Origin of the sequence: Paenibacillus sp. FSL R7-0273, from assembly GCF_000758625.1 — a bacterium.
Lineage (GTDB): Bacteria > Bacillota > Bacilli > Paenibacillales > Paenibacillaceae > Paenibacillus_AQ.
The window spans coordinates 6,548,122-6,575,000 of the sequence record NZ_CP009283.1 but is presented as its reverse complement, the minus strand read 5'-3'; the positions used below and the strand labels follow the sequence as shown (position 1 = coordinate 6,575,000).

The following is a 26,879-nucleotide window of genomic DNA, read 5'->3' as shown; positions in this document are numbered from 1 at the left end:
AAGCTAATAGCGTGGGTTCGATTCCCATCACCCGCTCCATAATTGTATATTGTTTCGGGATGTAGCTCAGCTTGGTAGAGCACCTGGTTTGGGACCAGGGGGTCGCATGTTCAAATCGTGTCATCCCGATACTTCAGCTTAAGCTGACAGAAACTCTACTTCGGTAGGGTTTTTTGTTATGTCCCAATGTTCTTCAACTAAGAGTAAATACTAGGATGGAACATATGTTCTTTTAGTCCTCTAAAAAAAAGCGAACCTCAGGCGGAATCCCGATTCGCAAATAATAGCTTTTTACAGCTTCGTCCTGATCCGGCAATATACCTGATGAAAGAAGCTTTACAGCAAATAAATTAGCCTGGCGTTCTAGCTTGCCCGGGCTGAAAAAGGAGTGCTCCTCCAGAAAAAAACGGTTAATGCCTTTGTGAAGGCGGTCATGCCCCAGCTCATGTGCACAAACAAACCGCTGCCACTCTGCAGGAAGGCCGTTATGAATGACGATAAATCTTCTTCTCAGCTTACGGTAATATAATCCCTTTGTACCCGTTCCAAGATCCATGAACCGGATATGAATACCCAGCGCCCGGGCCAGCTCGAACGGATTATTGGTTTTATATTTTGTAGTCAGATTGTTAATTAGCTCATCCATATTGTTCACCCGCAGCATGTAAAAGTAAGTTATAGCTCTAATTAGTTGTTCGCCCCCGATTGATCCGTATTATCGGACCGCTGATCGGGCTTCTTTCGTTTGTTCATCTGCTTGGCCTCCCAGAACAGGCCGGTCAGCACATCCTTGATACGCTGTTTGTCCTCTTGGTTCAGCGGAATCCCGTCGAACATCAGCTCCCCGTCATCCTCCAGCATTTTTCGGAAATCCCGCTTATCCTTGCTTGTTGCCCACCCGGGAACCGGGTTCTCATTCCTGCTAGCGCCATGCTCCCGCAGATAACCGGCTTCACCCATTAACTGATCATAGGATACTCCGGTTGCATCTGCGATTTTGCGAAGCGTAGCCGGCTTGGGAACACCCCGTAATCCATTCTCAATCCTTGAAATCTGTGAACCGCTTATACCGGCTAAGCCAGCCAGCTGATTAATGCTTAATCCCTTTGCTTCACGGATTTGCTTCAGATATCCTCCAAATGTATCAGTCATCGTAAACCACTCCTTATCCCCTAAATACATAAGCCTGTTGCTAATAATATAAACCATCATTGCCAAAAGGTAAACAACATAGTCTAATACATTGCCAAAAAGCAAGAGAAAGGGAGCATGACTCCTGTTATTACCTTAAAATGAACGAATACGGAATTTTACGTTAGAATCCGAAGATGGTATATTATAGGAAAATACGAACAAAATACGAACAAGAAGAATTTTAGCATACTTTCCGGAAAATTGCTGCCGCTAATTGAAAAATCATTTATCCTCAAAGGAGTGCATACAACTATGAACCTTTCTACGCTACCTGAATTGGACCGTCGCCGGACACAGATTACTATAGAAAATATGCTGGAGAAGTACCGGATTTTTAAAACTGTGACTTTTGAAGCAAAGGAAGCAGGAATTACTTATTCATACACCGAGAGATTTCATGGCGCAACGAATAAGGTCACTGACCAGACTGCGGCGATTGCCGCACACAACGTCGATGTGCCGGCCGCCAGAAGAGCCTATTGTGCAGTATTGGATAGTGTAGTGGACAGGCTGGCGCCCAGAGAGCAGCAGCTTGTACGTGAGCGTTATATGAGAAGAGACGAGATCTACGACTACACTATATATAACCATGTATTTGATCCGCCGGTCAGCAAGGACACCTACGTGAAGATACGGTCCAAAGCTTTTTATAAAATGGCACTTGCATTAGCAGACCTTGAGCTGCTGTCCTTGGATTCATTACTGAAATCCGGGGCGGCCGTTAACAGTGGTCCGGCGGAGAATGCAGAACTGACCTTCAGGTAAGCCTACGGCAAATGTGTAATTGCATCGTCTCCAGAGACGGTGCTTTTTTTTGTGTGAAGACATAAAGACAGCTGAAGATATCCATACATATAGATGCTTAAAGCTGAGAATTTTGCTGCCTGCTTTTAACCTCCCTGAAACCTCCCGGCGGCAGCTCAAAGCTATCCTTAAATCAGGCGGAATACCGGCTTCATGCGGAAATAAAGGGAGTATGATTATAACATGGCAAATGAAGCAAAAAGACACCGCAGGAGCATGAATGCTCCGCTATAAGCCTTACCGGTTAGCGGTTTAAGGGACACTGAAGCGGTGAAAGCTCTTTTGATCAGAGGCCATATTTTACAGCGGATATTATCCATTACCGGATAATATCCGTTTTTAATTCCGCAGACAGAAGGAGTGAGCGTGCCGGCAATGCTTAACAGAAAAGGGTGACAAAGATGAAAATGGTACAACGGCTGCGGGAGCATATTACGGCTGCACTGAATGCAGCTTATCCCGGGCTGCCTGTGTATGTTACCGGGGAAAAGCCCCAGGTAGCCTACTTCAGGCTGGAGCTGCTCTCGGCTGTCTATGACCGGCAGCGGGAGGGCAGGTACATGGCAGTCTACAAGATGGGGATCCGCTATGAGCAGGGAGGTCAGCTGGATTCAGAGGAGCTGGCTGACGGTCTCTGTGAGGCGCTGGCTGTTCAGAGTCATGATGAACCTGCTTTCCGTGTAATGAGACAAGCCTGGGAAGCCGGGAAAGACGGCAGCGGGCCCGTGTTCACAGTTGACTACATGCTCTATTTACAGAAGCAGGAGCAGGGACAGACGGATACTGTGCTAATGGGGCAGCTATCGGAAGGAGCATTTGTGAAATGAATTCGAATGAAGCGGAGCTGAGCAGATTCGGCAAAAAGCAGATGATGAGCTCGGCCCTATTTTCACCGCAGGAAAAAGATGTGCTTGATGTAGTACTGCAGGATGGCAATGGATACTCGCTGGATGAGGCAAAGGAATGTATTAAGCTTTTTTTAAATAAGGAGGTTTTCTAATGGCTGGAGGAACATGGACAACACAGAATAAGGTACGGCCCGGGGTATACGTAAATGTAGCCACAAACGGAAGCATTACAGGTAAAATGGGAGACCGCGGCATCACAGCCTTGGCGCTTACACTGCCTTGGGGGCAATCCGGAGCTATTGTAAAGCTCACCCCGCAGGATGATTTCAGCCGGCTGCTGGGCTATGACCTGACAGACAATGTGCTGCTCCCGGTAAGGGAAGCACTGAAGCGTGCAGGTACGCTGCTGCTCTACCGCCTGAATGAAGGGGTCAAGGCAGGAGTAACCAATAACGGGCTGCAGGCCACGGCCAAGTTCGGCGGGGAGCGCGGAAATGATCTTACCGTGGTTGTTGAAAAGAACATTGAAGACAATGCGCTGTTTGATGTGAAAACACTGCTTGGCAAGGCTGAAGTGGATAAGCAGACAGTGGCTGGTGCAGCTGATCTGAAAGAAAATGAGTATCTGCTGTTTAAGGCCAACGGTCCGGGAACGCTGACCCTGTCAGCCGGAATGCCTTTGACTGGCGGTGAGAATGGTACAGTAAACGGTGCACAGCACAGTGATTTTCTCGCTGCGCTTGAGGTTCAGGATTTCCAGACCGTCGGTCTGCTGTCACAGGATAACACGCTGAAGGCACTCTATACCTCTTATGTAAAACGTCTGCGGGATACGGAGGGCAAGAAGGTACAGGCCGTCCTGTCTGACTATCCTGCGGCTGATCATGAAGGCATTATCAGTGTGGCTAATGGTGTCGTTCTGGCTGATGGTACTGTTATTGATAAAACTACAGCAGTAGCCTGGGTGGCCGGTGCTGTAGCTGGTGCGGCAGTTAATGAATCGCTGACTTATCAGTCTTACGATGATGCGGCTGATGCCGATGTCCGGCTCAGCCATTCCGGAACGGTAGCGGCGCTGACAGAAGGGCAACTGCTCTTTACGTATAGCAGCGGCCGTGCGGTGGTCGAGCAGGACATCAACAGCTTCACTTCTTTTTCACCGGATAAGGGGAAGGTTTTTTCCAAAAACCGTGTTGTGCGCGTGCTTGACGGGATTGCCGGCGATTTGAAGCGTATTTTCGAACAAAACTTTATTGGCAAGGTTGCCAACAATGAGGATGGCCGAACATTGTTCTGGGCCCAGTGTGTCACCTATATGAATGATCTGCAGGCCCTGGGTGCTATCGACAGCTTCAATTCGCAGAGCGATATTGTGGTATCTGCGGGTGCTGACAGTGACAGCGTTGTTCTGGAGGTTGCTGTGAAGCCGGTGGATTCCGTAGAAAAAGTATATATGAAAGTGAAGGTGGTTTAAGATGGCGTTTCTAAAAGCTAGTGATACCCTCTCCGGCCAGGAAGGCCGCGCATATGCCAAGATCGGCTCCCAGGTGGAGGAAATGTTCTACGTGAAGACACTGGAAGCGACAGTGGAGAAGCAGAAGGCAGAAGTGAAGACGCTGGGCCGCCGCGGGGTGCAGCATAAAGCGACCGGTTGGTCGGGCAGCGGGACTATGACGATTTTTTATATGACCAGCCGTTTCCGGCAGATGATGCTGGAATATATGAAAACAGGCGTGGACCAGTATTTCGATATTGAAGTCACGAATGAGGACCCGTCATCCAGTGTGGGGGCCCAGCGGATTATTCTGAAGGGCGTTAATCTGGACAGCGTAATAATGGCCTCTCTGGATACCGAATCGGATGCACTTGAGGAAGAGGTGAGCTTTACCTTTGAGGATGTAGAGCTGGCACAATCCTTTGGCGCTCCGGCGGGCTCCAGCCTGTAATAGACGGACAGGGACAGATTTTAATCAGGGTGTAAGCATAACAGGCCCGGGCGCAATAGCAGGCGGCGGGTCTCTGCTTACTCTGCACAAATAATTAGGAGGAACGAAAATGAGCGAATTAAGTATGTTTTTTGCGCAAAATGCAGCGTGTGACACAACAGAGGAGTTTGTCGTGTCCCAGCGTTTTAAGGATAAGGAGGGAACAGCTGTAGCCTGGAAGCTGCGCAGTATGACTGAGGATGAGAACCAGGATTGCCGTAAAGCCGCCACCCGTAAGGTGAAGGGGAAAAACGGCGCCTATACCTCTGAAATCGACCCTAACGATTACATGGCCAAGCTCATGACCGCAAGCGTCGTGCATCCCGATCTGAAAAATGCCGAGCTGCAGCGCTCCTACGGGGTGATGGGCGCGGAGGCGCTGCTGCGGAAAATGCTGCTTCCCGGTGAATTCGCTGCGCTCGGTGAACGGGTACAGGCGCTGAACGGCTTTGGTACGGATATGAACGAGCTGGTGGACGAAGTAAAAAACTGATTAACGGGGGCGACAGTGAGGCTAATCTTGCCTACTACGCCCTCCATGAGCTTCATATTCTGCCGCATGAGCTGATGAAGCTGTCTGCGCGTGAGCGGGCGGCGGTGTATGCGATGATTGCTGTGCGGGTGGACAAGGAAAAACGTGAGCGTGCGCGCAGTAAAGGCAAGAAGCGATGAAGGGGGTGAAAGAATGGAGAATTCAAACGGGTCCATGAGTAATGCGCTGGTTCCGGTGACCGCTCTGGCAGTCTGGCAAAATGTGAATGCCCAGTGGGAGCGGCTTAACCAGAATTTTAACCGCGCATCGTATTCGCTTAATGATCTGCAGATTATCCTGCAGCGGATCTATGAGGAGAAGAATAAATCCTTTATGGAAGGCTTTATGCAGGCGCAGGAGGCGGCGTCCCGGCTTAATAACGAAGCAAAGCGAGCTAATCCACCGGACAGTGCAGATCAGGCAGATAATGCCGATCCGGCAAATGAGAAAACCGGATTTCTGGGAAAAATTCAAAAGATGATGCAAGCCCTTGATGTAAGCGGCTTTGAGCTGATTACCTATGTCGGGGAGAAGGCTGTAAGCTACCTGATGAACAGACAGGATACGGCAGCTGCCGGGGCAGCAGGAGCAGGAACCCCAAATGATGCTGGACCTGACCCTGTCGTTGATGCCGCTGACGAATCGGCGAAGGAGGACAAGCCGGGTTTTCTGTCCAAGGCAAAGGATTCACTCGCAGCTATTGATCTTAGCGGTATTTTCGATAAAGTAAAATCGCTCGGGATTCAGGCTATCACTGCAAACGCTTCTGAGGAAGATACAAAAAAGTGGGATCTGCTGCAAAGAAATATGGATGGCGCCGTAAAATCAATGGGAGAAAAGGCTATTGTTGCGCTCCGTCCGGTGCTTGATTCACTGAACAAGTTTTTTCAATCAGAGCAGATGGTCTCAATGCTTACTATGGTAGCCAACGGGTTTCTGGTAATTGCGACGGTTATCGGGGCTGTGGTGGACTGGATCTTCTACATGATTGATGCCATACAGCAGAACTGGGATGTGGTTGCCCCGATTTTGGCTGCGATTGCTTTCGTGCTGCTGGCCGCCATGATTATTCAGGTATATGCGCTTGCCGCTGCCTGGCTGGTGGCTAACTGGCCCATTCTGCTTATTGTTGCGGCTATTGGCTTACTTATCTACTGCCTGCAGCAGTCAGGTGTTTCTGTAGGCCAGGTGGTGGAATTTATTGCAGGGGCTTTCGGCTGGCTTAAGGCTTTTATCGAAAATATCGTAATAGCGCTCTACAACACATTCATTGCCTTTGCTGATTTTTTCCGGAATCTGTTCATCGATCCCAAGTTTGCTGTAAGTAAGCTGTTCTATGATTTGGCAATGAATTTCCTCGGCTTTATTTATCAGATGGCGTTCGGGGTCGAGAATTTTGCAGGCGGCTTTGTGGGGGCAATGGTAGATGCTATCAACCTGGTTTTGAAGAAGGTTAAAGGGATGGCGGACAGTCTCAGCAAGCTGCCGGGCTTTAGTTTCCTGGCGGACTTTGAGCCTAATTACCTCGACACGGAGAATAAGCATGTATTCAGTGACATGATTCTGAAAGCTAAAGATATGATCCCCAAGCCCACCTCAGACAAAGCGGTATACGACTCAGAGAAGAAGGATTATGTGGATTATGATAAGGCTGTTAAGGATGCCAGTCAAAAGGGCAAGGAGCTGGTGAGCAAGTTCGACACGAAGGTGAAATTTGCCCCGTCCGAAGCTTCGAAATCAGCTGCCGGAGGCTCAGGCCTGCCAAGCAACGTCAACCGCGTCAATGAAGTCGGCTCGATTAACGATACGGTAGACATCTCCAGTGATGATCTGAAAATGTTGCGTGAGCTGGCGGAGCTTCAGGCGATTCAAAATTTTGTGGAGCTGACGCCGACGGTACAGGTTACAACCGGTAACATCAATAATGCCGGAGACATTGACTCCATCATTACCAAGATCGGGCAGGTGCTGCAGGAGGAATTTGTTTCAACCGCCCAGGGGGTGTATACGTAACGTGGAGGAATACGGTTTTTTCTTAAGCTTCAATAACTATGAAGAGGTCATCCGGCTGCCGGTTAACCCGGAGATGCTGGAAATCAAAGAGTCGGGAGACGGCAAAAGCTATTCGATTATCGAGCTTGGTGAAATTAATGCGATTGCTTATCCGAAGCTTACGGAGCTGTCCATAGAAAGCATGTTTCCGGCCCAGTGGTATCCGTTTGTCGTCTATCCGGCCAGTGAGGCTCAGGAAAAAGAAAGCCGACTGCTTAAGCCCTACGAATATGTGGCGATGATCAAACGGTGGATGGTTAGCCGCAGGCCTATCCGGTTTGTTTTTACCGGGCTTAAACAGCTGGATAGTAGTGGAGCGGGACAGACAGGGAATATGGCTGACTGGCTTAAGGAGGCTGCAGACCGGGCTGCCCAGACCTTCACCGGCGATATGGGCATCAACATGCCGGTCAGCATTGAAAATTTCACCTGGAAGCTGAGTGCCGGAAATTCCGGAGATATTGAATACACATTAGCGCTCAAGAAATATGTCTTCTATCAGGCGCTCGCAGTAAAGACTGCCGGTAATGAGGTGAAGAAACAGCAGCATCGGGCCAGTGAAAAAACAGCTGCAGCCACCTATACCATTCAAGCCGGAGACTCGCTCTGGAGTATTGCCCAGAAAAAGCTGGGCAGCGGAAGTAAATATAAAGCCCTCCAGAAGCTTAACGGCATTTCCGACAGTGAGCTTAAGAAGCTGCAAACCGGCAGAGTCATCAAGCTGGCATAGGGGGAGGAAGCATGAAGCTGCTGGTGAAAAATAAAGAGGGTCTGCTCTGGGATATCTCCGCTATAGCGACCGACATCACCTGGAAGACCTCGCGTTCTGGCAAGCCTGCGACACTTGAGATAACGCTTGTAGACAGCGCGATTTATCAGCATCCCAGGTTTAACATCGGCAACGGGGATATTGTACAGTTCAGTAAGAATGACAGGGATGTCTTTTACGGGTTTGTGTTTACGATAGCAACCGGTTCAGACCGGGAGATCAAATTGACGGCTTACGACCAGATCCGCTATCTGCTGGGCAACGGAAGCTATGTGCTGCAGAATGTGACTGCAAATGAGCTGATCGCAAAAATAGCGGAGGATTACGGTTTGCAGACCGGTGTGTTTGATGAGGCGCAGTACAGGATACCATCGCTTATAGAAGATAATAAAAAGCTGCTCGATATCATCATGGGAGCCGTGGGCAGTGAGCTGCAGAACAGCGGACAGCTGCTGGCTTTTTATGATGATTTCGGGAAGCTGACACTGCGAAATATGCAGAGCATGCTGCTTAACGTCGTTTTGGGGGCAGGCCGCTATCTCTATGACTACTCGCTGAAGCGGAGCATTGATGAGGACACGTACAATACTATTTTTTTGTATAGGGATAATGAGGAGACGGGCAAACGTGAATTCTATCCGGTTACGGACAAGGAGAATGTAGCACGCTGGGGGATATTGCAGCTGTATCAGAAGGCCGACGACAAGGCGGCTGCGGCGCAAATCCGGGAAAAGGCGGACAACCTGCTTAAGCTGCATAACCGGGAAAAGCTCAGTCTGACCGTTCAGGCAATCGGGGATATGCGCGTAAGAGCCGGAAACTTCATTTATGTGCTGCTGGATGAATTCGAGACTCAGCTGTTTCTCGTGGATGAATGCAGTCATAAAATTTCAGGCGGGGAACACACAATGTCCCTCACGATAAAGGTGGTGTAGGAGCAGATGCTGGACATTATTAAAAAAGCGAGCCTCGGAGCCGTATCCAATACGAATCCGGTGGCTTTTTCTTATGGCCAGGTGACGGGGGCGGAGCCCTTGCAGATTCAGGTGGATCAGCGGTTTGTGCTGTCCGGTTCCGCACTGGTGCTGCCGGAAGCTGTTACAGAGTGCCGGATTGAGCTGGACGGAAGGCAGCTTTTGATCCGGCGGGGGCTTGAGCCGGGTGACCGTGTGCTGCTCCTGCGGATGCAGGGCGGACAAAGCTATGTTGTGCTGGATCGGCTGGTGGACCTATGATTCCGGCTATTGGCAGGTCAGGACCGATCAAGGGGTTGCTTGAAGAGAATGCACCTGGACAGAGTATGATGAGCCCCAGTCTTACCTACCGGATGGATTGGGGCCTGAAGCGTATTACCGGCACTGTTGATGCCTTGGAAGCCGTCAGACAGGCTGCCATCAAGGTGCTGCAGACGGAACGTTATGAGTTTCTGATCTACAGTACAGATTACGGGACAGAGTGGAATCTGGTACTGGGCAAGGACAGATTGCTGGTCCGCGCTGAGCTGCTGCGGATTGTCAGTGAAGCACTGCTGCAGGACGAACGGATCCGCGGTCTCGAGCAGGCAGAGATTACTTTTAACGGGGATCAGGCGAGCTTCAATTGTACTGTAGTCACGTATTACGGCAATTTTGAGCTCAGAAAGGAGCTGATAGACAGTGTATGAGGATCAGACGTATGAAGCGCTGCTTGATCGCATGCTGAATAGGGTCCCGGAAGGACTGGACAAGCGGGAAGGCAGCATTATTTATGATGCGCTTGCCCCGGCTGCGGCGGAGATGGCACAGATGTATATTGAGCTGGATGTGAACATTAATCTGCACTTTGCCGACACTGCAGCCGGTGAGTATTTGGAGCGCAGCATTTCCTGGACTGGAATCACCAGGGAGCCGGCAACCAAGGCGCAGCTTCGCGGAGAATTTTATAATAATGAAGATGAGCTGCTGGATATCCCTTTGGGCAGCAGGTTCTCGCTGGGGCTCTATAATTACACGGCGGCTGAAAGGCTCTCCCCGGGAGCGTTCCGGCTGGAGAGTGAGACCGCCGGAGCAGCCGGCAATCAGTATTCCGGCAGCCTGCTGCCGGTGAGTTATATTCCGGAGCTTGCACGCGGGGGGATTACTTCGCTTCTAATACCCGGCGAGGAGGCAGAGGATGACGAAGCGCTGCGCCGGCGGTATTTTAATTCGGCCAGACGCCCGTCAACCAGCGGCAACAAATATCATTACATGGAATGGGCGTCACAGATTGAAGGCGTAGGCGGAGCGCGGGTCTTTCCGCTGTGGAACGGACCCAAGACGGTCAAGGTAATTATTGTCGATGCTGAGAAGAAGCCGGCCTCAGCAGTACTGGTATCAATGGTACAACAGCATATTGACCCTGCTTCCGGTCTGGGGGAAGGCGAGGCTCCTGTGGGTGCGGTGGTGACAGTTGCTTCAGCCGCCGGTAAAAGCATCACAGTCAGTGCAACAGTTAACCTGGCTGCAGGCTATACGCTGCAGGCTGTGATCAATGCTTTTCAGATCATGCTGGAGAAGTACCGTAAGGAAAAGGCCTTTGAAGCCTCGTACATCAGCCAGTCCGTCATCGGCGCTTTGCTGCTGGATACAGAGGGGGTTCTGGATTACAGCGGACTGAAGCTGAACGGCGGAACCGGTAATATTACGCTGGCAGAGAACGAAGTACCCTTATTCGCTAATGCTGTGCTGGGGGTGTAGCAGATGGGGTACCCGGAGCAGGTGGATGTGTTCAAAGAAAAGCTGAATAAAAAAGCCAGCGGCGGCAGCTATGTCGTGGAAGAAAAGCTCATGCTCACAAGCGGGGTTTACAGTGGACAGCTTACCCACGACAACATTAATAACCAAAGCATAACGGTATACACCGGATCACGCTTCAGCGGGACTGAGCTTCGTAATTTTTCGGTTTCTTTTCCGGATGAAGCGCCCTGGCGGCGGATCATTAAGATTTTTGCGGAGGTTCCAGAGGTATATGTGACCTATGAAACCCCGGGTGATACCGTGGAGGCCGATGATATCAACGTGCTGCAAACGGGGCTGACCGCCGCCCAGCGCGAGATTGAACGATATAAAAGTGCGGGACTGATTGACGGCGGATCTTTTAAAAGAGAGGTGTAATATGGCACAGACGATTCAAGTAAAACGCGGCACAAAAGCGGAGCTATCCACTTATGGCGTGCTCAAGGCTGGTGAAATAGGCTTCTGCACAGACACCAAAGAAGTCTATATTGGTGACGGCACTTCCAATTCGATGGTCGGACGGGCTTTATCCGGCCCCGAGGCTTCGCGTCCCGCAGCTGCTTCTGTTGGGCGATTATATTATGTAACAAGCGGGACGAACAGCGGTTATTTGTATTTTGACGACGGGGCAGCCTGGCGCCGGATTAACGCCCAGAAGCTGACTGATCTGACGGGAACAGCCGATGATATTGCCGACGGTACAACCTATGCTAAGGTGCTTAAGGCGGATATCACCTCGGGACATGTAAATAAGGTCTCTGACGGCACGAATGTAAAAACAGCGGCAGAAATTAAGACTCATCTCGATGATGCCGCAAAGCACCGTGTGATCAATGATACGGGCATAGCCATTACAGACCTGTGGTCGGCACAAAAGATCCGAAACGAGATTGAGCTGGCCAAGCATAATATCGAGCCGCAGAGCTCGGTAAAAGACCAGAATCTGACGGCTCCGCCTGCTTCTCCATTAGAAGGAGACCGGTATATCATTCCGGCCGCGGCTACCGGCGTATGGGCGGGAAAAGGCAGCCAGATTGCCGAGTATCAATCCGCAGCCTGGGTGTACTACCCTCCGGCAGTAGGCTGGACCGCTTATGTGGACGATGAGCAGAAAATCTACAGCTGGAACGGCAGTGCCTGGGTGCGTACGGGCGGTGCGCTGCAGACAATCACTGCCGGTAATGGTTTAACCGGCGGAGGACAGGCGGATTCAGTGACCTTAAACATCGGTGCCGGAAGCGGCATCACGGTTACAGCCGATGCGATCGCAGTTACTGCAGGTAAAGGAATCACTGTAGATGCAAGCGGGGTAGCAGCCAATGTCGATGGAAGCAGCATTGTATATGACGCAGCTAACGGCAACAAGCTGACGGTAGCCAGTATTGACGGCGGCACATTCTAGGAGGCGGCAGAGATGGCACTGAAGACATTGATACAGATCCGCCGCGGGCCGGAAAGTGCGCTGGGGGTGCTTGCTGCGGGCGAGCTGGGCTACTGCACCGATACCGGCAAGCTGTATATCGGAACAGGCAGCGTGAACAAGCTGCTGGTCGCATCACAGAGTACCGGTGACATGCTGAAAAGCATCTATGACACCAACAACAACGGCAAGGTCGATTATGCGCAGACGGCAGACAGCGTAGCCTGGTCCGGCATAGCCGGCAAGCCGGATGTGTTTCCGCCGGCGGGGCATACGCATGACCATATGCCCAAAGGACCGATCAGCTGGAATCAGCTCAAGGGGGTATAGCAATGGCCTACGGCGAGCATTTATATGGAACAATAAGCTATTCATCCGATCGTTCTCTGCAGGAGGGGCCCGGATTCACCCTGCCGGACCTGATGCAATACCTGCCTGAATATTACCAGGGTGTCATTGAGATGGAAGAGATTCAGGAAAGCAATGGTATAGAATGTGGACAGCTTCGCTATTCAATAGAAGATTCCGCATTACAGACGGACGTAGAATTGGCAACCTGGGGGCTGGCCCGCTGGGAGAATGTATTGGCCTTGACTACGGATAATACTAAATCCTATGCGACCCGCCGGGAGATGATCAAGGCGAAGCTGCGCGGAAGCGGAACGACTACACCGAAGATGATCCGGCGGACGGCGTCCGCTTTTTCAGGCGGGGATGTTGAGGTTGTAGATGTGCCGGGAGAGTACAGCTTCCAGGTTCGGTTTGTAGGTACCCTGGGTATCCCCGCTAATATGTCCGGGTTAATCCAGATCATTGAAGAGATTAAGCCGGCGCATCTGGCCTACGAGTTTGTGTACAGCTATACGTGGTGGGATTCAGTCAAGGCACTCACCTGGAGAGGTGCGCATGAGCGGACCTGGAACGAGTTAAGAGTATACGAATAGGAGCGTGAACTATGAAAACTACAGGCAATCTGGGATTGAAAAAGCCGGATGGAACAGACATTGTTGATATTGCGGATATCAACGGCAATATGGATATTTTGGATACTGCGGTGAAGGGCGCACAGGATCATGCTGCTGATGCAGTGAAGCATATTACTGCCGCTGAACGCACCGCCTGGAATGCCAAAGCTTCAACAGCGGCGGCAACGGCCAGCGCTGCTGGCCTTATGGCAGCAGCTGATAAAGCAAAGCTGGACGGTGTGGCTGCCGGTGCGAACAATTATGCGCATCCGGCCACCCACCCGGCTACGATGATCACTGAAGATGCTACCCACCGCTTTGCCACAGACACAGAGAAAAGCGCATGGAATGCTAAAGCCAGTACCTCAGCCGCTACTTCAGCTGCTGCAGGTTTAATGAGTGCCGCAGACAAGGCAAAGCTGGACGGAGTGGCTGCAGGAGCCAATAATTACACCCACCCGAATCATACCGGGGATGTTACGAGCACTAGTGACGGGGTAACGGCTATTGCGGCTGGGGTTATCGTTGACGCTGATGTGAACAGCGCTGCCGCTATCGGCTGGGGAAAGATCAGTAAAACGGGCTCGACCCTCGCTGATCTGGCAACAAGATCTGCAGGAGACCTGACTAGCGGAACACTCGCTGCAGCAAGGCTTCCGGCAATTGCCGGAGATATTACCATGGCCGCCGGAGCAGGCACAGCAGCTATTACCGCTGGAGCTATTGTCAATGCAGATATTAATGCAGCAGCAGCAATTGATGCTTCAAAAATTGGGACAGGTGTTGTCTCCAATGCGGAGTTTGCATATTTGGACGGTGTAACCAGCGCCATTCAGACTCAGCTTAATGCAAAGGAAACGCCTGCAGGTGCCCAGACAAAGGCGAATACGGCTGAGAATAATGCCAAGGTATACACGGATGCTAAAGCGTGGCAAAAGTATAGACTTACTGGTGACGATGGTAGATCTCTTGCTATTAGCGGCGCAGACCTAAATAATTTAACAGCCAACGGTTTTTATAACGGAGATAGCTTGAAGAATTCTCCAGATGGAACTGCAACATGGTTTTATATTGAGGTTCAATGCCATTCGAATGCAACTAGCTATGTGCTTCAAAAGGCGCACCGTCTAAATGGAGGAGTTAATTCATTCTTCATGCGAACCAAAGAAAATAATGTTTGGGGAGCTTGGAGCGCGGACCTTTTTCAATCTGTCGCTAATGGGAAAAGCAGTATCGCCTCCGCCATTAGCGGCAAGGGAGTAGCAGCATCAGGAAGCGATGATTTTGGTACTTTGGCGGCAAAGATCGGGCAGATAAATGTCGGAGGACGGAAAGCATTAAGTAATGGATGGCAAGTCATGGCAAGTAATGTTGATGCCCCCTGGGATATTAACGTAGGCTTTACACCAAATTTAGTTCACTATCAGTATCGAATCGTTTACGGAAATCGTGATATATATAACAACTTCGGATACTACGATGTATGGGGACATGGAACAATTTCTAAATTTAGCCATGGATATCAAAACTGGAGTATAGCAGCAAATGGATACATGAATCAAAGTCCAGGCGTAGTTTTCAGTCTAGTTTCAAAAAATAATTCAGATGGTAGTGAGTGGATTGGGTTAGGAAACAGAGATAAACCTATGGACTTTAATGCTATGAGTAAAATTGGTGCTGCATCACCTGGGGAAAATACGTATATTACTTCAAATGGGTTTCATATGGACTATGGTTACAATTTTAGAGACCCTGGTCCAGGAAACTGGGCAGGAGTCAACTGGGCAGCCTACGAATAAATGATTTAACAATTTATGATGGCATATTTCTAACAACCAGAAAGGAGCGGGGGGATGAATAGCAACGATATCGCGAATTTAGAAAAGCTGCTGCCGCTTGCCGATAAATACGGGCTGGCCTATATAGTGGCTTTGGTGCTGCTGGTGATTTTTCTGGTGCTGCTTAGGTCGATTGTGAAGGGGAATCTGGTGCCGCGGGAGCTGCTGGAGCGTGCGGAGGATGACCGGGACCGGCTGCAGAACATACTCGACAAAGAGCGCTCTGATTTTATGGCGCCGACTCTGGAGGTGCTGCAACGGCTAAAGGTTGACCACGCCGCCGAAGAAGTAAACGAGGAGAACAGGGGGAGATAACGTGCTGAGCAAATGGATCAAGCGGCTATCACCCCTGCATCGCGCCAGGGAAAAGGAGCTTGCCCGGGCTGCTGGCCGGGTGGCCTTATCCATCCACAGATATAAAGATGTATCACAGGACATTCAACAGGAAATCAGAAATAACGGGTTTGCCGAATTTTTAATTTATGACCGGGGTGTAGACGATGGGCATAATTGATGTTGTTTTATTAATAGCATATTTCATTTCGTTTGTTTGTGCGCTGCTTCTAATGGTTGCGCTTTTTTTGTATTTCCGCCGGAGAATCCGGGCAAGGGTAATCAGCTTATTTATGCTGGCAGCATTCTTTTTCCTGGGAGCATATACAGTGAAAATGGCTGTGGCCTTCTGGCTCAGATTCAGCAGTGCAGTAGGCACAGATGCGGTGCTGGCTTCGCTCCAATCCCATGCATGGGCAGTTGCCCAGACGGGTACAACACTTGGCTTAAGTATTCTGACTGTGCTGATGTATACCAGACGGAGAGATTTGTTCATTGTACTTTCAGATTTAAAAAAGGGAGGTGCCAAGCATGCTGACGCTGGCTCAGATCAAAGCTAAATCAGCCGCTCGTCTAAAAGGACTGCATCCGGTCGTGTCCGCCGCCGCGGATAAGCTGATTGAACGCTGTTACACCTGCGGTGTTCCGGTTCTTATAACTCAGGGACTCCGCACCTTTAGTGAACAGGACAGGCTGTATGCCCAAGGACGTACCTCTGCTGGTAATATCGTTACCAATGCCCGGGGCGGCTACAGCTTTCATAACTACGGGCTAGCGGTTGATTTTGCGCTGCTGCTGCCGGACGGCTCCAGTGCATCATGGGATATGAAGCGTGATGGAGACCGGGACGGCACAGCTGATTGGCAGGAGGTTGTACAGCAGGCTAAGGCACTTGGGTTCGAGTGGGGCGGAGACTGGAGCAGCTTCAAGGATTATCCTCATTTTCAGATGAGCTTTGGCCTGACGATTGCAAACCTGTTGGCAGGGGCCCAGCCCGCTCCGTCTGCAGTTGATGCAGTGTGCAAGCTAATCATTACAGAGGAGGAGACCGGGGTGAAAAATACTATACCGGCTATAGTGAACGTCAACGGGTGCAAGATTGCCGAGGGATATATAGAAGCAGGGGTTACCTATGTGCCGGTACGTGCTGTAGCAAAAGCGTTAGGGGCAGGAGTAAGTTATAACGCTGCGACCCGGACGGTTGAAATTACAAGCAGCCGGTAGATGAAGTAGATACTTCTCTAATTAGAGTGAACACTTATATGGAAGGAATGAGCTTATGGTACGCAGTGATATTTTGGATAATGTGATGACCTTTGCGTCAGTGCTGGCCGTGTTTGTTCTTGCGCTGGTGCAGCTGATCAAAAATAATATTAATCTCCCGCGGAACGCCATTCCGTTTGCAGGTCTTGCGACAGGAATGCTGATAGGTGCCGCCGCATATCCGTTTACTGAGCTGGATATCGTCCTCAGGCTATGGGCGGGCGGACTTGCCGGCTTATCGGCTACAGGCTTATTTGAACTGGCTTTTAATTACCGGACCGGATATACAAAAGAGTAAATCGTATTCAATCCGCGGGTCTGCCCATTTGAGCAGGCCTGCAATACATAGCAGATTATTTTTCAAAAACCCCAATTTCCATTCTTCCGTAATCCGTGTATAATGCAATCAATACCTACATGCCATGTAAAGCTTGCACATAAATACGCATTAAGCCAGCCATTCTAATAAAATAGGATACATTACTATTTTGTGACTGTATAAAGAATGAATTTAGTGTATAATCGTAATTACTGCAGCGCTTTACAGCGTAATAAGTTGGAGATTTCCGATTGTTTTTACTGTATGATATGAGGAAAGCTTCGAATAGACAATGTTAGGACATTGATCCGGAAGAGGATGGAGGGAGCAGCATGACCGAACTTACGACAGCTGTCAGCAAAAGCAATTCCAACAACCTGCTGCGGCGTGACGTACGGTTCCTGGGGAACATCTTGGGCGAAGTCTTGGTTCACCAAGGCGGTAACGAACTGCTGGAGGTCGTGGAGAAGATCCGCGAAACCAGTAAATCGCTGCGCTCATTATTTTTGCCTGAACTGCACAATGAATTTAAAGAGCTGATTAGTTCACTGGATCCTGAGAATCGCCACCAGGTGATACGGGCGTTCGCCATTTATTTTCAACTGGTGAATATTGCTGAGCAGAACCACCGGATTCGCCGTAAGCGCGATTATGAACGCTCAGCCGGGGACACAGTACAGCCGGGATCTATCGAAAGTGCGATTCAGGAGCTCCGTGAACGGGACTTCTCCCAAGAGGATGTTCATGATATTATGAATAACCTGTCCTTGGAGCTGGTCATGACCGCTCATCCTACGGAAGCAATGCGGAGGGCCATTCTTGATATTCACAAACGGATCTCCGATGATGTGATGGGTCTCGACAATCCGACGCTGACCTTCCGCGAACGTGAACAGCTCCGCGAGAAGCTGCTGAACGAAGTTATTACTCTGTGGCAGACGGATGAATTACGTGACCGCAAGCCGACAGTGCTTGATGAAGTGCGTAACGGAATGTATTACTTCCATGAGACGATTTTTCAGGTGCTGCCAGACGTATATCAAGAGCTTGAGCGATGTTTGAGCAAATATTATCCGGGTCAGAACTGGCATGTGCCGACTTATCTGCGTTTTGGATCATGGATCGGCGGCGACCGTGACGGTAATCCGTCTGTAACCGCGGCCGTGACTATGCAGACACTGCGTCTGCAGCGTAAGCTGGCTATCCGTGAATATCAGCGCATTATGCGTGAACTGATGCAGTATCTGAGCTTTAGTACAAGCATCGTTAGTGTTACGGATGAGCTGTTGGATTCGATCGAGCAAGACCGCGGGATTATTAAGCTGAACCGTGTCGACGCCTGGCGTAATGACAATGAGCCTTACCGGATTAAGCTGAGCTACATGATCTCCAAGACACAGAACGTGCTGGATGATGAGCGAAAAGGAACGCCGGAGCGCTACGCGACTCCGCAGCAATTCATAGATGATCTGAACGTAATTGACCGCAGCCTGCGGCATCACTATGCCGATTATGTAGCGGATACCTACATTAAGAAGCTTATCCGCCAGGTGGAGCTGTTCGGCTTCCATACAGCCGCGCTGGATGTACGCCAGCATAGCCAGGAGCATGAGAACGCAATGGCGGAGATTTTGGCCAAAATGAACATCACTCAGGATTACGCCAATATGCCGGAAGACCAGAAGGTAACGCTTCTTGAGTCCATTCTGAACGATCCGCGGCCGCTGACTTCCCCGTACCAGTCCTACAGTGAGAGTACTGAGGAATGCCTTGCAGTATACCGTACGGTTTATCTGGCACAGGAGGAATACGGCAAGCAGTGTATCACCAGCTATCTGATCAGTATGGCAGAAGCAGCGAGTGATATTCTTGAGGTCATGGTATTCTCCAAAGAAGTAGGCTTGTTCCGCAAGGACAATGACGGAACCGTAGTCTGCACACTGCAGGCGGTACCGCTGTTTGAAACCATTGATGACCTGCATAATGCACCGCAGATTATGAGAACGCTGCTCAGCATGCCAATCTACCGTGAGGCAGTACGGGCGATGAACGATCTGCAGGAAATTATGCTTGGCTATTCGGACAGCAACAAAGACGGCGGTGTGGTGACTGCGAACTGGGAGCTGCGTGTTGCCCTCAAGCAGATTACGGCTACTGCGGATGACTTCGGTATCAAGCTGAAGTTCTTCCATGGACGCGGCGGAGCGCTCGGACGCGGCGGCATGCCGCTGAACCGCAGCATCCTGGCCCAGCCGGCTTCGACCATCGGCGGGGGAATCAAGATTACCGAGCAGGGCGAAGTCATCTCTTCCCGTTATTCAATGCAGGGCATCGCATACCGCAGTCTGGAGCAGGCTACCTCTGCACTTGTAACAGCGGCTATTCACGCGAGAACACCTCAAGCTGACCTGTACGAAGCGAAATGGGATGAAATTGTAGCCGGTATCTCTGAGGTTTCCCTGACGAAATATCAGGACCTGATCTTCCGTGATCCGGATTTCCTGTCCTTCTTCAAAGAATCGACACCTCTGCCTGAGGTGGGCGAGCTGAACATCGGCTCACGCCCGTCCAAGCGGAAGAACAGCGACCGCTTTGAGGATCTGCGTGCGATTCCTTGGGTATTCGCCTGGACGCAGAGCCGTTATCTGCTGCCGGCATGGTACGCGGCCGGAACAGGGCTGCAGAGCTTCTATGAGGGCAAGGAAGAGAACCTGAAGATCATGCAGACGATGTATGCAGAATTCTCGTTCTTTACGACGCTGATTGATACGCTGCAGATGGCGATCGCGAAGGCGGATCTGGTTATTGCCAAGGAGTATGCCTCCATGGGCAAAAACGACGAGGCCCGCCAGCGCATCTTCGGCCAGATTGAAGCGGAATTCAAGCTGACCTCCGAGCTGATCCTCAAGATCACCGGGCAGCATGACATTCTGGATAATGTTCCTGTTATCCAGGAATCTATCCGTCTGCGGAACCCTTATGTCGATCCGCTCAGCTACCTGCAGGTGCAGCTGCTGTCTGAGCTTAGAGTATTGCGTGATGCAGAGGGTGACGACGCTGAGCTGCTGCGTGAGGTATTGCTGACCATTAACGGTATTGCTGCAGGGCTGCGGAATACGGGCTGATGCCCGGAGCCCTCAGGCTTACAGTGGGACTATTAATAAAGGATTTAGAAGCATATACAGGAATACTCCCGGAATTCAGCCATTGAGTAATGGGAATTAGCAAAACGGAGATCTGCTGCGCTTAGTGCGGCGATCTCCGTTTTTTTTGGTTTGTATTCAGGTTCTATTGCAATTTGGGATGAATCTTCCAAGATTGAAGAGCGGAGCAGGCGTTAAAACAAGAGGGAGTTGCTTTTAATTGTATTCGGTACACTTAAAAGTCGCTACAACTCGCCCTCCTCATTAGATAGCTGCATTTCGTACATCTATACCCGCCCTATTTGGCAAGAATAAACGTTTTATGGATTTTTAGTTGCACCGAATACAGCTAAACAGCCATTTTCCCTAAAAAGTGGCCGGATAGTTGTACAGAGTGCAGTTATACCAGGTTGATTTGTCAAAGCGGCCCTACATCTCAGTAACTAGTCTGTAAGGAAGCTATATTTAATGGACCGGCAGCACATCAAGCAGCCGGCAGTATCCCGGGAAGCCGCTTAACCTACCAGCCAAGCGGCTTCCTGTCCTTCCCCGTCCATAGTTACCTGTGGAATTCGGGCGGGGAACAGTGCATAAGCTACAGGTGATGAAGAAGGTGCGGAGAAGAATTTTGGAACTGCAGGAGCGTCAGCGTGCGCCTTTATGGTCAGATTCCTACCGCAGACAGCGGTTATAATTGAAGGAATCTGAGCATAGCAGCGGCCGGAAGTCCAAACATTCTTTGGAGTGCCGCCGTAATCACCGCACTTTGCTGTAAGCTGGTCCCGCCCGCTTTCCATAAGGTAACAATACAATCCTTGATTTTTGACCAAACTTGATTTACGATTTATATGCTTGTACCGTGGACATTCAAAGTGATGGAAGACCAGGGGCGGCAAGTCTGGGGGAGTTAACAGGTGGAGAATTTGGAAGGCAGATTGACAAAGCTCGCCTTGAAGGGCGACCAAAGAGCATTTGCCGAGCTTGTGGAACTATATAAAGACAAAATATATCATTTGGCTTACCGGATGCTGAACAACCGTCATGAGGCGGAGGATATTGTTCAGGAGACTTTTTTGCGTGTGTACCGGAATTTGGACCGATATGATGACAAACAGAAATTTTCGACGTGGATTTACAGGATCGGTACGAACCTGTGTATAGATAGGCTGCGCAAGCGTAAGCCGACCTATTCGCTGGATGCCGAGATGAACGACCAGGAAGGCATTGACGGGTACTCGATGATCCCGAGCGACAATGTCACACCGGAGACAGAGCTGCTGCTCTCAGAGACGCAGAGGCTGATCTATGATGCAATTGACAGTCTGCCCGTGAAATACCGGTCTGTAATGATACTGCGTTATTTGCAGGATCTGTCGCTGCAGGAGATCAGTGATGTGCTGGATATGCCGGTGACGACGATTAAGACGAGGGTGCACCGCGGACGTGAGTTTTTACGTAAAAAATTAGGCCCGAAAATGTAAAAATAGATGTTTTTTTATGAAACGTCTGTCCGGCAGTGCCGTATGTAAGTTAAGCAAGTCTTATGCGCTGTCCCTTTGCCTTGAAATAATTAAATAGCACACATGAAAGGATTGGCTCCTATGGAATGCAAACTGGCCGTCTCTTTGATGCATGATTACCTGGATGACGACTTGCCCGAGCTGCAGCAGAGGGAATTGAAGGAGCATCTTCTATCCTGTCCGGATTGCCGTGCAAAGTTCAATGAATTAGAACAAACTGATATGCTGATGTTCTCCCTGATGCACCAGAATGTGGTGGCCTCAGATGATCTGGTAAGCCGGATAATGGATTCACTGCCACAGCCGAAGAGAGAACGGGCTTTTATTACCTGGATCAAAAGACATCCGGCGCTTACGGCGGCATCCATATTCCTGCTGGTCATGCTCATGAGCTCAGTGACCTTCTGGAAACAGGATCAGCAGCTTGTAGTCAGAGGCAGTAATCTGGATCAGGTCATAATCCAGGGCAATACAGTCATTGTTCCGTCCGGCAAAACAATTGCAGGCAACCTTACAGTGGAGAATGGCACAACACAGGTGTACGGGGACGTTAATGGTAACGTAACAGTGATTGACGGCTCTCTGTACCAGGCTTCTACAGCCCACATCTCCGGGCAAGTCAAAAGCATAGACCAAGCGGTAAGCTGGCTCTGGTATAAAGTGACGAACATGTTCTCTGAAGTTGCCTACCGGTAATCCGCTATTGGCCCTTTATGCAGAAATAGTATTTGCGCCTCTTTTTCCGGAAAGATGGCGCTTTTTTGTTGCCTGAAACCGGATTATCAAAATTCCCCAGCGGGTGAAACTTGCAACCTGGGCGTGAACGTTATAACCTAGATATGATACAGAGCTAACAGACAATTTACATAAACCCAGCTAATATGAAATGACGGGGGTTTTGGGCAATGAGCTATTTTACTGACTTAACATGGAAAGAATCCATTAAAGATATAGTCGATATCCTGATTGTCAGCTACATTATCTACAAAGTACTCAATATGGTGCGCGGCACACGGGCAGTCCAGCTGCTTAAGGGAATTCTGGTGCTGGTTATTATCTGGGCGCTGAGCACGGTTCTGGACCTTTACACGCTCAAATGGCTGATGAACCAGATTTATACCTTCGGGGTGTTTGCCATCTTTATTATTTTTCAGCCTGAATTGCGCAGGGGGCTGGAGCAGCTTGGTCGGGGTAAGTTTTTTGGACGGGCCTCGGAGAATGATGAGGAGATCAGCAGGCTGGTCGGCGAGGTCATCAAAGCGGTGAACTATTTATCCAAGCGGAAAATAGGGGCGCTTATTGTTTTTGAGCGGGCGACCGGCCTCAATGAATACACGGAATCGGGCATACCTATGCGTTCAGTTGTCAGCTCGGAGCTGTTGATTAATATTTTTATTCCCAATACTCCGCTGCATGACGGGGCGCTGATTATGCAGGATGGACAGATCGCCGCTGCCGCCTGTTATCTGCCGCTCTCGGAGAATCCATTCATCAGCAAGGAGCTGGGGACGCGCCACCGGGCGGCAATCGGGATCAGTGAGGTTGCGGACTCCGTCTCTGTCGTGGTTTCAGAGGAAACGGGGCAAATATCGCTGGCCATTAACGGGCAGATTGTGCGTGATATTAAGGAAGAATCGCTGATCTCGAAGCTTCATCAGGAGCTGAGCGCGTCTTCGACGCTGAAGGAGAAAAGCTCTGCTTTCTGGAAACGGAGAGGGGGCAAGAACAATGGATAAGTGGATGAAGAACAACAACTTCAACAAAATTCTTGCTCTTGTCTTCGGTATTATCCTGTGGACGATTGTGCATGTGGATACCGAGCCAACCAATCAGACAACAGTCAGTATGCAGCCGAAAATTATTGAAAATGTAAAAATAGAGCAGACAGGCATGGACGAAGAAAAGTATGTATACAGCTTCGATGCTGATAGTGTGAGGCTTGAGGTCTCGGGTAAAAATTCGGATCTTAACTTCAAATTTTCTGATGCCTACAAGGTGACGCTCGATTTAAGCGATGTAGGACCGGGGGATACAACGCTTCCGTTAAATTATACTCTACCCAAGGGAGTAGAGTTTGAATCGATGGAGCCCTCTGAGGTGAATGTGCATGTCGAATTGCGTAACACGAAAACCTTTCCGGTTTCTGTGAATATTACGGGTGCGCCGGCAGAGGGGTACCAGGCTGATGTTGCGGTGATTGATCCCGCAGAGGTGGAGGTTACTCTGCCGGCCAGTGAGCTCAGTAAAGTGGCAACTGTTCAGGGCACCGTTGAGCTTGATGGGGAGAATGAAACCTTTACAGAGAAGAGAGTGAGGCTGACAGCCTACGACAGCGACGGTAACGAAATCAGCGGCGCCGTTATTGAGCCGTCTGCTGTTTCTGTTCAAATGTCCATTTCACTTCCGAACAAAACGCTGCCGCTGGATGTCAGCTTCACCGGACAGCTGCCAGGCTCTCTCTCATTATCCAGAGTTACGCCTGAGATGGATACAGTTACGGTGTACGGCAGTGAGGAGATGCTCGCGGGCTTATCCTCCTATGAAGCCACCCTGGATCTCAGTACGGTTCAGTCTGCGGGGACACAGCAGGTGAAGCTTGAGCTGAAGCCGCCTGAGGGGACGTCCAAGATAGAACCGGCTGAGGTGAACGTCACGGTGTCTGCCGCTGAAGTAGCTGAGCGGACGATGGAGAATATCCCGATTAAGCTGGAAGGCGTAAGCAGCGGGCTAACAGCGGTAGTTACAGACCCGCCCGCCAGAGCTATTACGCTGACCTTATCAGGAGCACCGACCCTGCTTGATCAGCTTGATCAGGATAACATTAGTGTGGTAGCTGATGTTGGAGGTCTGGCAGCGGGTGTACATCAGGTCACGCTGCAGATCTCGATGCCGAGGTTCATCTCCCTGGTCAATTCCCCGCAGCCGCATATCGTTACCATAGACCTGCAGACACCGGCCACACCGGAGGCGACGGCCAGTCCGGACACCGGAATCGGGCCGACTCCTGAGCCGAGCTCTGAGGCTGTTTCCGGCGGGGAGAACAGTGTGGAGCCGACACACAGCGCTGAGCCAGCCGCTACTGCCACGCCAGCTCCTACAGAAGGCACTGTTGAGAACAGCAGTACTCCTGAGAGCAGCGGGAATGATACTAATTCTGGCAATACTGGCGGAACGTAACTTTTTGTTCGGGATAGCGTCTATGTGTAGGGCAGTTTAGTTACATGATTCCGAATGTTCTCATACAATAATTCATTAAGCTATAAGATGAACTTAAGAAAAGGGCTTCGTACATAACATTCTTAAGTTTACATTCAACAATGTAGCGTACTAAAAGGAGAAAAGAGATGGGTAAGTATTTTGGAACTGACGGTGTGCGCGGGGTCGCCAACCGTGAATTAACAGCAGAAATGGCCTACAGCATTGGCCGCTGCGGCGGATATGTCCTGGCTGGAAACGTAGAAAAGCCGAAAGTGGTTATCGGCATGGACACCCGGATCTCCGGACCGCTGCTGGAATCAGCACTCGTAGCCGGGCTGTTGTCTATCGGTGCGGAGGTTATCCGGATCGGTGTTGTCAGCACACCTGCTGTAGCATATATCACCAGATTGCTCAAGGCGGATGCGGGCGTTATGATCTCCGCTTCCCATAATCCTGTGGAAGACAATGGCATTAAGTTTTTTGGCGGAGACGGCTTTAAGCTGACGGATGAAACCGAGCTGCGCATTGAAGAGCTGATGGATGCCGAGAAGGATGAGCTTCCGCGTCCTGTGGGTGCCGGTCTTGGCAAGCTGACCGTCGATAACGATGCGAAATATTTGTATCTGGAGTACCTGAAGACCACGATCACTAACCGTTTTGAAGGCATTAAGATCGTACTTGACTGTGCGCACGGATCAGCCTATGAGCTGGCACCGCGCCTGTTCAGAGAGCTTGGAGCCGAAGTCATTGCGATCGGCGCGGAGCCTGACGGTCTCAACATTAATGACGGATACGGCTCGACACATCCGGAGAAGCTGCGCGATGAGGTGCTGCGTCACGGTGCGGATCTGGGACTTGCTTTTGACGGTGATGCCGATCGTCTGATTGCTATCGATGAAACAGGCGAAGAAGTGGACGGTGACTTCATTCTCTGCATCTGCGGAGATGCGATGAACCGTGCCGGCAAGCTGAAGGATGCCACGATTGTGTCTACCGTAATGAGCAACATCGGCTTCTACAAAGCTACCGAGAAGCTGGCACTGAATACAGCCAAGACGGCTGTCGGTGACCGCTATGTGATGGAAGAAATGCGCCGCGGCGGCTATAACCTGGGCGGAGAGCAGTCCGGCCACGTTATTTTCCTGGATTATAATACAACCGGTGACGGAATTCTGACCGCGATCCAGCTTGTGGATACATTAAAGGCCGAAGGCAAAAAGCTCAGCGTGCTGAAGTCGATGATGACCAAGTATCCTCAGGTGCTTGTAAATGTACGGGTGCAGGACAAAACAAACTACCCGAATAACCCGGCAATTGAAGCTGCTATTCTGGAGGTAGAAAGCAAGCTTGGGGATAACGGCCGTGTGCTGGTACGTCCTTCCGGTACGGAGCCTTTGATCCGTGTTATGGCAGAAGGTCCGGATAAGGCTGAGCTGGATCTGTTCGTAGGACAGATTGTTGAGGTTGTTCAGCGCGAACTGGTTTAATATATTGTAAAATCATTAGCGGGCAGAGCCGGTGATTGGAGTTTGTGCTTCGATCATCGGCTTTTCAGCTAATGTGACATCATTTTCAAGCAAATTCCAAAGCTTTCAAACATTATTTCATTGCCAAAAGTGATGTAAGGTGCATATAATGATGAAGTGTCATTCAAGAAGGAAAGCGGGGATCGTGAGGTAAACAGCAACAGCAAGCGCCAGAGCTTGATCTTGCGCGGGGGAGAAGGGACAGCTGCAGTAGCCGGATTGGCGGCAGGCTGGAACGGATCACGGCAGATGTAAGCTGACGAGGTGGAGGTGTTCGAAATGTTCGGCGGGGACCTCCCGGTGATACACCAGAGCCGTAAATATAAGCGGAAAATGTTAGGGCGACCTTTCACACAACGCTTGTATGGGTGTACGAAGATTTTAATCATTCATGGGTATGCGCTAACGGAAAATACG

General features: G+C 50.3%; 31 protein-coding genes and 2 tRNA genes (1 of these 33 running past the window's edge). 31 read left to right on the top strand and 2 right to left on the bottom strand.

Annotation, left to right across the window (positions count from 1 at the left end; translation table 11 throughout):
- Together R70723_RS28170 and R70723_RS28165 are read left to right on the top strand one after the other, a co-directional pair.
- A tRNA-Gly gene (locus R70723_RS28170) sits at nucleotides 1–39 on the top strand (it extends 35 nt beyond the left edge of the window).
- Between the two features lie 16 nt (nucleotides 40–55).
- Nucleotides 56–129 (top strand) — tRNA-Pro (locus R70723_RS28165).
- A 103-nt stretch (nucleotides 130–232) separates the two neighbouring features.
- On the opposite strand, the gene R70723_RS28160 is transcribed toward R70723_RS28165, so the two are convergent.
- Together R70723_RS28160 and R70723_RS28155 are read right to left on the bottom strand one after the other, a co-directional pair.
- Complete coding sequence (locus tag R70723_RS28160) at nucleotides 233–646, bottom strand: ImmA/IrrE family metallo-endopeptidase (protein ID WP_039879390.1); 414 nt, start codon at nucleotides 644–646, stop codon at nucleotides 233–235.
- Nucleotides 647–687: 41 nt separating this feature from the next.
- On the bottom strand, nucleotides 688–1,152 hold the full coding sequence (locus tag R70723_RS28155; protein WP_039877368.1) for a helix-turn-helix domain-containing protein: 465 nt from the start codon (nucleotides 1,150–1,152) through the stop codon (nucleotides 688–690).
- Nucleotides 1,153–1,446: 294 nt separating this feature from the next.
- On the opposite strand from R70723_RS28155, the gene R70723_RS28150 reads away from it, so the two are divergent.
- From R70723_RS28150 to R70723_RS33640, 29 genes are all read left to right on the top strand, one after another.
- The gene (locus R70723_RS28150) at nucleotides 1,447–1,959 is read left to right on the top strand and encodes an ArpU family phage packaging/lysis transcriptional regulator (protein ID WP_047171257.1); all 513 of its coding nucleotides are present in this window, start codon (nucleotides 1,447–1,449) and stop codon (nucleotides 1,957–1,959) included.
- 440 nt (nucleotides 1,960–2,399) lie between these two features.
- Nucleotides 2,400–2,825, top strand: a complete 426-nt coding sequence (locus tag R70723_RS28145) for a phage tail terminator family protein (protein ID WP_039877367.1) — start codon at nucleotides 2,400–2,402, stop codon at nucleotides 2,823–2,825.
- Nucleotides 2,822–2,998 carry a hypothetical protein gene (locus R70723_RS33650; RefSeq protein ID WP_156123856.1) on the top strand — a complete coding sequence of 59 codons (177 nt, stop codon included), beginning with the start codon at nucleotides 2,822–2,824 and terminating at the stop codon, nucleotides 2,996–2,998. The genes R70723_RS28145 and R70723_RS33650 overlap by 4 nt, the downstream gene beginning before the upstream one ends.
- A complete protein-coding gene (locus R70723_RS28140) occupies nucleotides 2,998–4,320 on the top strand; it encodes a phage tail sheath family protein (RefSeq protein WP_039877366.1) in 1,323 nt (440 codons plus the stop codon). Before R70723_RS33650 ends, R70723_RS28140 begins: the two co-directional genes overlap by 1 nt.
- Nucleotide 4,321: 1 nt before the next feature.
- Nucleotides 4,322–4,792 carry a phage tail tube protein gene (locus R70723_RS28135; protein WP_039877365.1) on the top strand — a complete coding sequence of 157 codons (471 nt, stop codon included), beginning with the start codon at nucleotides 4,322–4,324 and terminating at the stop codon, nucleotides 4,790–4,792.
- A 109-nt stretch (nucleotides 4,793–4,901) separates the two neighbouring features.
- Nucleotides 4,902–5,324: a phage tail assembly chaperone gene (locus R70723_RS28130; protein WP_039877364.1), complete on the top strand. Its 423-nt coding sequence runs from the start codon at nucleotides 4,902–4,904 to the stop codon at nucleotides 5,322–5,324.
- 192 nt (nucleotides 5,325–5,516) lie between these two features.
- Complete coding sequence (locus R70723_RS28125; protein ID WP_039877363.1) at nucleotides 5,517–7,376, top strand: phage tail tape measure protein; 1,860 nt, start codon at nucleotides 5,517–5,519, stop codon at nucleotides 7,374–7,376.
- Nucleotide 7,377: 1 nt separating this feature from the next.
- Complete coding sequence (locus R70723_RS28120; protein WP_039877362.1) at nucleotides 7,378–8,145, top strand: LysM peptidoglycan-binding domain-containing protein; 768 nt, start codon at nucleotides 7,378–7,380, stop codon at nucleotides 8,143–8,145.
- Between the two features lie 11 nt (nucleotides 8,146–8,156).
- Entirely contained in the window at nucleotides 8,157–9,119 is a 963-nt protein-coding gene (locus R70723_RS28115) for an XkdQ/YqbQ family protein (protein ID WP_039877361.1), read from the top strand.
- A 6-nt stretch (nucleotides 9,120–9,125) separates the two neighbouring features.
- Nucleotides 9,126–9,419 (top strand): DUF2577 domain-containing protein, encoded by a 294-nt coding sequence (locus R70723_RS28110; RefSeq protein ID WP_039877360.1) that lies wholly within the window; start codon nucleotides 9,126–9,128, stop codon nucleotides 9,417–9,419.
- On the top strand, nucleotides 9,416–9,847 hold the full coding sequence (locus R70723_RS28105; RefSeq protein WP_039877359.1) for a DUF2634 domain-containing protein: 432 nt from the start codon (nucleotides 9,416–9,418) through the stop codon (nucleotides 9,845–9,847). The genes R70723_RS28110 and R70723_RS28105 overlap by 4 nt, the downstream gene beginning before the upstream one ends.
- The gene (locus R70723_RS28100; RefSeq protein ID WP_039877358.1) at nucleotides 9,840–10,898 is read left to right on the top strand and encodes a baseplate J/gp47 family protein; all 1,059 of its coding nucleotides are present in this window, start codon (nucleotides 9,840–9,842) and stop codon (nucleotides 10,896–10,898) included. The genes R70723_RS28105 and R70723_RS28100 overlap by 8 nt, the downstream gene beginning before the upstream one ends.
- A gap of 3 nt (nucleotides 10,899–10,901) precedes the next feature.
- Nucleotides 10,902–11,315 carry a hypothetical protein gene (locus tag R70723_RS28095; protein WP_039877357.1) on the top strand — a complete coding sequence of 138 codons (414 nt, stop codon included), beginning with the start codon at nucleotides 10,902–10,904 and terminating at the stop codon, nucleotides 11,313–11,315.
- A 1-nt stretch (nucleotide 11,316) separates the two neighbouring features.
- Nucleotides 11,317–12,339 carry a DUF2793 domain-containing protein gene (locus R70723_RS28090; protein WP_039877356.1) on the top strand — a complete coding sequence of 341 codons (1,023 nt, stop codon included), beginning with the start codon at nucleotides 11,317–11,319 and terminating at the stop codon, nucleotides 12,337–12,339.
- Nucleotides 12,340–12,351: 12 nt separating this feature from the next.
- On the top strand, nucleotides 12,352–12,687 hold the full coding sequence (locus R70723_RS28085; RefSeq protein ID WP_179088073.1) for a hyaluronate lyase N-terminal domain-containing protein: 336 nt from the start codon (nucleotides 12,352–12,354) through the stop codon (nucleotides 12,685–12,687).
- 2 nt (nucleotides 12,688–12,689) lie between these two features.
- Entirely contained in the window at nucleotides 12,690–13,301 is a 612-nt protein-coding gene (locus tag R70723_RS28080; protein WP_039877355.1) for a putative phage tail protein, read from the top strand.
- Nucleotides 13,302–13,312: 11 nt separating this feature from the next.
- Nucleotides 13,313–15,121 (top strand): pyocin knob domain-containing protein, encoded by a 1,809-nt coding sequence (locus R70723_RS28075; RefSeq protein ID WP_039877354.1) that lies wholly within the window; start codon nucleotides 13,313–13,315, stop codon nucleotides 15,119–15,121.
- A 54-nt stretch (nucleotides 15,122–15,175) separates the two neighbouring features.
- The gene (locus tag R70723_RS28070) at nucleotides 15,176–15,475 is read left to right on the top strand and encodes a hypothetical protein (RefSeq protein WP_039877353.1); all 300 of its coding nucleotides are present in this window, start codon (nucleotides 15,176–15,178) and stop codon (nucleotides 15,473–15,475) included.
- Between the two features lies 1 nt (nucleotide 15,476).
- Nucleotides 15,477–15,674, top strand: a complete 198-nt coding sequence (locus tag R70723_RS28065) for a hypothetical protein (protein WP_039877352.1) — start codon at nucleotides 15,477–15,479, stop codon at nucleotides 15,672–15,674.
- A gap of 148 nt (nucleotides 15,675–15,822) precedes the next feature.
- Entirely contained in the window at nucleotides 15,823–16,053 is a 231-nt protein-coding gene (locus R70723_RS33645; protein ID WP_144027129.1) for a hypothetical protein, read from the top strand.
- Nucleotides 16,025–16,717: a M15 family metallopeptidase gene (locus tag R70723_RS28055; protein WP_039877350.1), complete on the top strand. Its 693-nt coding sequence runs from the start codon at nucleotides 16,025–16,027 to the stop codon at nucleotides 16,715–16,717. Before R70723_RS33645 ends, R70723_RS28055 begins: the two co-directional genes overlap by 29 nt.
- Nucleotides 16,718–16,772: 55 nt before the next feature.
- Nucleotides 16,773–17,054, top strand: a complete 282-nt coding sequence (locus R70723_RS28050; protein ID WP_231574792.1) for a holin — start codon at nucleotides 16,773–16,775, stop codon at nucleotides 17,052–17,054.
- 353 nt (nucleotides 17,055–17,407) lie between these two features.
- Entirely contained in the window at nucleotides 17,408–20,200 is a 2,793-nt protein-coding gene (gene ppc, locus R70723_RS28045; RefSeq protein WP_039877349.1) for a phosphoenolpyruvate carboxylase, read from the top strand.
- A gap of 932 nt (nucleotides 20,201–21,132) precedes the next feature.
- On the top strand, nucleotides 21,133–21,699 hold the full coding sequence (gene sigW / locus R70723_RS28040) for an RNA polymerase sigma factor SigW (RefSeq protein WP_039877348.1): 567 nt from the start codon (nucleotides 21,133–21,135) through the stop codon (nucleotides 21,697–21,699).
- Between the two features lie 120 nt (nucleotides 21,700–21,819).
- Nucleotides 21,820–22,434, top strand: coding sequence for a zf-HC2 domain-containing protein (locus R70723_RS28035; RefSeq protein WP_039877347.1), 615 nt, complete (start codon nucleotides 21,820–21,822; stop codon nucleotides 22,432–22,434).
- 209 nt (nucleotides 22,435–22,643) lie between these two features.
- Nucleotides 22,644–23,474 carry a diadenylate cyclase CdaA gene (cdaA, locus tag R70723_RS28030; protein ID WP_039877346.1) on the top strand — a complete coding sequence of 277 codons (831 nt, stop codon included), beginning with the start codon at nucleotides 22,644–22,646 and terminating at the stop codon, nucleotides 23,472–23,474.
- Nucleotides 23,467–24,915, top strand: coding sequence for a CdaR family protein (locus tag R70723_RS28025; RefSeq protein WP_039877345.1), 1,449 nt, complete (start codon nucleotides 23,467–23,469; stop codon nucleotides 24,913–24,915). The genes cdaA and R70723_RS28025 overlap by 8 nt, the downstream gene beginning before the upstream one ends.
- A gap of 167 nt (nucleotides 24,916–25,082) precedes the next feature.
- On the top strand, nucleotides 25,083–26,423 hold the full coding sequence (glmM, locus tag R70723_RS28020) for a phosphoglucosamine mutase (RefSeq protein WP_039877344.1): 1,341 nt from the start codon (nucleotides 25,083–25,085) through the stop codon (nucleotides 26,421–26,423).
- Between the two features lie 156 nt (nucleotides 26,424–26,579).
- The gene (locus R70723_RS33640) at nucleotides 26,580–26,717 is read left to right on the top strand and encodes a hypothetical protein (RefSeq protein ID WP_156123855.1); all 138 of its coding nucleotides are present in this window, start codon (nucleotides 26,580–26,582) and stop codon (nucleotides 26,715–26,717) included.
- The last annotated feature ends 162 nt before the right edge of the window (nucleotides 26,718–26,879 follow it).